Consider the following 6,270-nt stretch of genomic DNA (forward strand, 5'->3'; position numbering starts at 1 on the left):
AAGTTTATGAGAGATTGTCACTTATTTTAAAAAGGTCATCGCCTTTAATATTACAGTTGTTTCAACCTATCAGAAAATTGCATATCATCCTGCAATGATGCAACGCCTCTATTTATTCTATTACCGGGACATTGTCTATTTTTAAGGTAACAGAAAAAATGAACGGTGCTTTTGTTGATAATCTTTATGACCACAAAATAATAAAGTATACTTTGTAATGAATTACAGTATAAAAACTCCACTTTGACTATTTTGATGAAGGATATTAATGTCAATCGAAAAGATCGAAAAATCAATGAGCAAGTTATCTGGATTCTTGGCATTGGTTTAATTTGGCGCACGATAATTGCTTCTTTTTTACCGCCGGGTTATGACGAAGCCTACTATTATCTATATAGCAAATACCTTGATTGGAGTTATTTTGATCATCCTCTGTTAGTGGCATTTACTACGGGTATCGGGGTTTGGTTAACAAGCATAGTTAATCAATTCACTATACGAATAGGCTGTTTAATTTTACATACTGTTAGTTTATATTTACTATATTTGACGGCAAAAAAATTATTTAATCCTCAAGCTGGTTATTTTACGTTACTTATTGCTTCTCTCATCCCGATTTTTAATATCGCTTTTGGGGTGTTAACTCTTCCCGATGTGCCTTTGATGTTTTTTTGGACTTTAACGTTATATTTTGCCAGTGAGGAATTTTTTAGACAGAGAGAATATCAGCCTAGTTATCGTTTAATTTTAATTTGTGTAGCGGTGGGGGGCGCTTGTTTGGGGAAATATCATGGTTTTACTCTTGGCTTTAGTTTAATTGGTTTTTGTCTCAGCGCCCCTCACCATCGGCAAGTATTTAAGTCTGTGTGGCTATGGTGGGGTTTATTATCATTTGTGGTGATATTATTTCCCCTCTGGTATTGGAATTGGCAACATGATTGGATTTCTCTCGGTTTTCAATTATCGGGGCGTTTTGAGGGGGGAGAAAGACATATTAATCTACTTAATTTCTTAGTGTATTTTTTAGCAACGGTAGGTTATTTATTTCCTAGTTTTGGTTTTCCCTTGTGGTGGATTGCCATTAAAGCAACATTGATGGAAATTTTACAGCGCCCTCACTACCCCAGTCAATTAATCCTCTGGTTTTCATTACCTCTGATGGTGGGTTTTACCTTGTTAGGTGCGGTAACACAAATATTACCCACATGGGCATTAGCTGGGTTTTGGAGTATGACAATATTATTAGGCTACTATACCAGCGTTTGGACGAGAGAATTTCCCCGACGGGTGAAAAATTGGTTAATTATCTCTGGAGGAATGATTAACACTCTTTTATTAATTGGTTTACTACATTTTACAACAGGATTATTACAAAATCCTAATCAGTATCCTTTTCCCATCGGTTTCATTAGCCCTGAAAATGATCCTTCCAATGAACTTTTGGACGTGGTACAATTAGGGCGAGAATTTCAATCATCGCCACAATTTCAACAGGTAATTAATAACAGTGATTTTGTGTTTACCAATGTCTATTATTTAGGCGGTTATTTAGCCATGGCATTGGCTCAAAATGAAGCAACTAAAGATATGCCCGTAACTTGCTTTAGTAATGATGCGCGCGGTTTTAGTTTTTGGCTTCCTCTCCAGCAATTTTTAGGCAAAAATGCCCTTTATATTACTACCGAAACTTTTGGTAGTGATGAAGAAGCTAACCAAGAATTTGCTAATTATTTTGCTGATTTTAACCGTATTACTGAGATAACGGTGAAGCGCGCTGGGGCAGTTACCGAAACCGTTTATGTTTATGAAGGGAAAAATTTTCAAACTATCCCTAATTAGGTGGTGCTGAAAAAGTATTTTGGTGAGGGGAGGTGTCAGGCTTCAGGTGTCAGGTGTCGCGGTGAAATGCTTATAAATTAAGAACTTTGCCATAATAATCATTTTTCATAAGTTGCTCTTTTAACCTTTGCCCTTTGCCCTTTTTTAGCCTTTGCCCTTTGCCCCTTGCCCTTTGCTTGTTGTTTGATATAATGAATATTTGAAAATGGTTGAGGCAAAACGTTGCTATTATCAAAGGGATTCGAGGTTGAAGTCTATACAGGCACACAACAAGGGGAAGTGGTGGGTTTATCAAGCCAAATCGTCCGAGATGTACCCGGTTTTGTGCGCGAACCTGACAACCGTAACGTAGAATATACTACAGCGCCCCTCTGCAATTACGAGCGCCTGTTATGTGCTTTGTTGCGCCCGCGCCGAGATTTACGCCACTATTTACAATCTCTTGGGGATTATACCATCGTACCGGGTAGCACCCTTTCCCTTGGTGATAGTAATAAATTTTATCGCTCTGATCCTGACAATCACTACCATGATTATATTGAAGCAACCTATCATACTAAAATTGTTACCGCTAGTATTCATATCAATATCGGTATCGAAGACACAGAAAAACTCATCCAAGCCTATCGCTTAATCCGCCTTGAAGCGCCCCTCCTCCTTGCTTTGAGTGCCTCGTCTCCCTTCCTCGATAACAAAGTAACTGGCTACCATTCCACCCGTTGGCAACTATTTCCCCAAACTCCCTTGAGTGTACCACTTTTCGCTGATCACCACGGCTTCGCGCGCTGGACAGAAGAACAACTAAAATTAGGTACAATGCAAAATGTAAGACATTTGTGGTCTTCTGTAAGACCAAATGGAGATAATCGCCCCTATAGTCTCAACCGCTTAGAATTAAGGATTTGTGACCTAGTTTTAAATCCCATTCACTTACTCGCCATCACCGCTATATTAGAAGCAAGAATATTTCAAATTTTAGAAGATGATACCCTAGACCCGTTACAACAAAGTATTATTAAGACGGGGGATTTAGAAGCAGAATTACTGAAAATCACTAAATATAACGAACAAGCGGTTAGTAAAAATAGCTTAGATGCTATCCTTTATCATTGGTATGACGGCAGAGAAATTACCGCCCGACAATGGTTAGAGCAACTTTTGCCCGAATTATTTCCCCTCGCCAAAGCAAAAGGTTTTGGTTGTTTCCTCAGCCCTACCTATAAAATTTTAGAGGAAGGAAATCAAGCCCAACAGTGGTTAAAAAAATATGAACAAGGTATGGCTGTTAAAGAAATTATCACGGAAGCCATCCAATTAACTTATTTACAAGAAATAGAATTTTCTGATAAACTCTGTCAACAAGTGGTAATTGCTTAATTAACGGTGGAGTGCGTGGAAAAATTGAGAATGGATAATTGATAATTGACAATGAGTTATTTCCGGTTTGTCGAATAAATTATATCAAGTCGGTTTGATCAGCCGAAGGCTGCCGCTGCGCGATCATTTACAAATTAGTAATATCAACATCTTAGTTCAATTTAAGGAAGGTTTCAGGTAGCAGGTTTCAGGTTTAAAACCCTTCCCTCCATAGACTCTTGTACAAGAAAAAGATCAATAAACATAAGTTTCTTGTCAATTCTTTAACCTAACACCGCGACACCCGACACCTGACACCCACCCTCATCAAAATACTTTTTTAGCACCACCTAATTATTCCAAAAACACCAATAATCAATCCCTAGTAATAGGTAATGAAAGAGTGAAACAACTACCTTCCCACTCTTGAGAAACTAAAGTTATATCACCGCCGTGAAGTATTGCCAATTCTCTGGAAATCATTAACCCTAATCCAGTGCCTTTTTGTTGGGGTTGTAAGTGATTAATAATTTGTGTAAAGGGTTGAAATAATTTTTTTTGGTCTGTTAATTTTATCCCTATTCCCGTATCAATTACCTGAAATTTAATCAATTTATTTTCTACAATTACTCTTAGTGTTACTGATCCTTTTTCAGTAAATTTGATAGCATTAGTCAATAAGTTTACTAAAATTTGCTTAACTTTTCTTTTATCAGCTTCTAAATATTTGACACTTTCATCAATGGATAAATTTAACTGTAAATTTACGTCAGAAGTTCTAATTTTTACTAAAGATAAACAAGACTCACATAATTCCCTAACCAAAAATTTTTCAATAAATAATTCTTCTTTTTGAGCATCTAACTTAGCAAGATCTAACAAATCATTAATTAATTCCAATAGATAACTTCCAGCTTCATAAATAGCATTAACATATTGTAATTGCTTAGGATTTAATTCTCCGTATAATTGTTGACGAAGCATCTTGGCAAATCCAATGACGGAAGCAATGGGGCTTCTCAATTCGTGATTCATTTTTGATAGATATTCGCTTTGATTTTGCTGAATTTGTTTAATTTTCTTTTCTTTATTCTTAATATCTTGATGATAAATAAATAGGGATGTATATTTTTTGATTATTTCAATCAATTGTGGTTCAAAATTTTGTTTTTTTTCACCATAATTAGAGACTAATAACCATCCTAAATATTGGTTTTGATATGCTAACTTGATGCTAAATAACTCTATTGATGATAAGTATATCTGGTCACAATTTTCTTTTTCGTGGTTATTGTTGAAATAATCATTAATTTCTAGTTGTAAAGATTTTTTATGATGTCTAATAGTTTCAGAAATAAAAATAATATTTAATAATTGCTGATAGTTTATGTTAGCGACAATAACTTGATTAATGCCATAGTATTTCTTAAAAATGTTTTCAATCTCTTGAAAAAAAAGATTAATACTGTGACACTCTAAACTTAGTAATAATTTTTGATGAATTGTTAAATAATCAGTCACCATTGCCCACCCTAACCAGAAATTATCTGCAAAATCAGCAATGTCATAATTTAAAATCTAACCGCTAAAATTGTCGGCGAGAAAAAATGACCATACTAATGGTTAATAATAAAATTATATATACTATGGCGTAAATTAAACTACCAATTAGTTCTCCCGTAGCTGGTAGTATGTTGTAAACTGCTTCATTTTTCAAATTCAATCTTTGTAAGTCTGGCAAAATAAGAAATAAGGTTTTTGTAATGGCTTGGATACTTTCATTTTCGGTAATTTTGCCCAATTCTAGTAAATCTCGGCTTAAATTACCCATGATATAAACCCCAAAACTTAATAATGTCGCTAAAATCGAGCTAGTAAAAACTCCAAAGGTAATGGCTACCGCCGTAATTAGAGCTAATTCGACAATAATATAAAAAATGGCAATTAATAGGCTAGACAAGGGTATATCAACCCCGGAGAGGGCGCTGACAGCTAAATAAATCACTGTCATGATGGCAACTAAAACCGTTAATACAGCCACTAAACCGATGTGTTTACCGATGATAAACTCACTAATTTTGATCGGTTTTGGTACTAAGATTAAGACAGTTTTTTTTTCAATTTCCTTGTTAATCAATCCTGTGCCAACAAAAATGGCGACAACAACTCCTAATAAATCAATGGCGCCAATGCCAAAGTCTAGTAGTATTTTTTCATCAGCGCTAACAGCAATAGATGGCAATATACGGGAAGCAATAATAATTACAAGAGCAAATAACCCAATAACATAAAGTATTCTATCTCTGATAACTTCTCGAAAGCCGTTTACTACCAGCGCCCGTATCCTTACAATATTCATGACTGTGTTAGATCACTTAACTCTAATGACAATTTAACTATCAAAAGTTGATTTTAACTGATTTTCTGAGTTTATCCATATACTTCTCCAGAAATACACTCCACCTTCTGCAAAATATTACCGAGAAGGAAACCAATCCTCATCCAATAATTGATCTAAAGTATAAGGACAATATTGAGGAAAAGTGTCTAGCCCTGATTTATCAATTACATATTTTCTACCATAGCTATAAATACTATCGAAATTTTCAACTAAATAATTACCAAGATTCGTCGTCATACGCCTATTTAATTGTCCTCGAAAACTGGTAATCTCAGAACGCCAATGACGATAATTTATTTCTCTTTCATCATGCCAATATTCTATTAAAAGTAAATGCCTAATTACTTGTTCTAATAAACTTCCCATGGCTAATTTATCTCGCCTTGCCAAACTTTCTAGCTCCTCAATTAAATTCTCCAAATCCAATTCATTTAACCTGTTTTCTTTTAATAAAATTACAGTTTCTTCTAGCCATAAATTATCATCAATTTCGTACAATTCTTTTAAGTTTATTTTATCTGTTACAGCCATATCATTTTAGCTTTTAACTTGGTAACTAATAATTCTTATATTACTGACGTTACGCACTGATTCAAATGTTAAGGGAGGTTTCAGGTAGCAGGTAGCAGGTTTCAGGTTTAAAACCCTTCCCTCCATAGACTCTTGTACAACAA

Annotated in this window: 5 protein-coding genes; 2 read left to right on the plus strand and 3 right to left on the minus strand. The window is 34.9% G+C overall.

The annotated features are described in order from the left end of the window. The first annotated feature begins 255 nt into the window (after positions 1 to 255). A complete protein-coding gene (locus IGQ45_14390; GenBank protein ID MBF2058362.1) occupies positions 256 to 1,839 on the plus strand; it encodes a glycosyltransferase family 39 protein in 1,584 nt (527 codons plus the stop codon). A gap of 222 nt (positions 1,840 to 2,061) precedes the next feature. Further along, positions 2,062 to 3,216 (plus strand): glutamate--cysteine ligase, encoded by a 1,155-nt coding sequence (gene gshA / locus IGQ45_14395; GenBank protein MBF2058363.1) that lies wholly within the window; start codon positions 2,062 to 2,064, stop codon positions 3,214 to 3,216. 354 nt (positions 3,217 to 3,570) lie between these two features. On the opposite strand, the gene IGQ45_14400 is transcribed toward gshA, so the two are convergent. The 3 genes from IGQ45_14400 to IGQ45_14410 form a co-directional block, all read right to left on the minus strand. Next, positions 3,571 to 4,719, minus strand: a complete 1,149-nt coding sequence (locus IGQ45_14400; GenBank protein MBF2058364.1) for a HAMP domain-containing histidine kinase — start codon at positions 4,717 to 4,719, stop codon at positions 3,571 to 3,573. 61 nt (positions 4,720 to 4,780) lie between these two features. After that, a complete protein-coding gene (locus tag IGQ45_14405; GenBank protein MBF2058365.1) occupies positions 4,781 to 5,554 on the minus strand; it encodes an ABC transporter permease in 774 nt (257 codons plus the stop codon). A 117-nt stretch (positions 5,555 to 5,671) separates the two neighbouring features. Then, positions 5,672 to 6,127 carry a DUF29 domain-containing protein gene (locus tag IGQ45_14410; GenBank protein MBF2058366.1) on the minus strand — a complete coding sequence of 152 codons (456 nt, stop codon included), beginning with the start codon at positions 6,125 to 6,127 and terminating at the stop codon, positions 5,672 to 5,674. Positions 6,128 to 6,270: the final 143 nt, after the last annotated feature.

The sequence above is a fragment of the Cyanobacterium sp. T60_A2020_053 genome, assembly GCA_015272165.1.
In the GTDB taxonomy this organism is placed as follows: Bacteria; Cyanobacteriota; Cyanobacteriia; order Cyanobacteriales; family Cyanobacteriaceae; genus Cyanobacterium.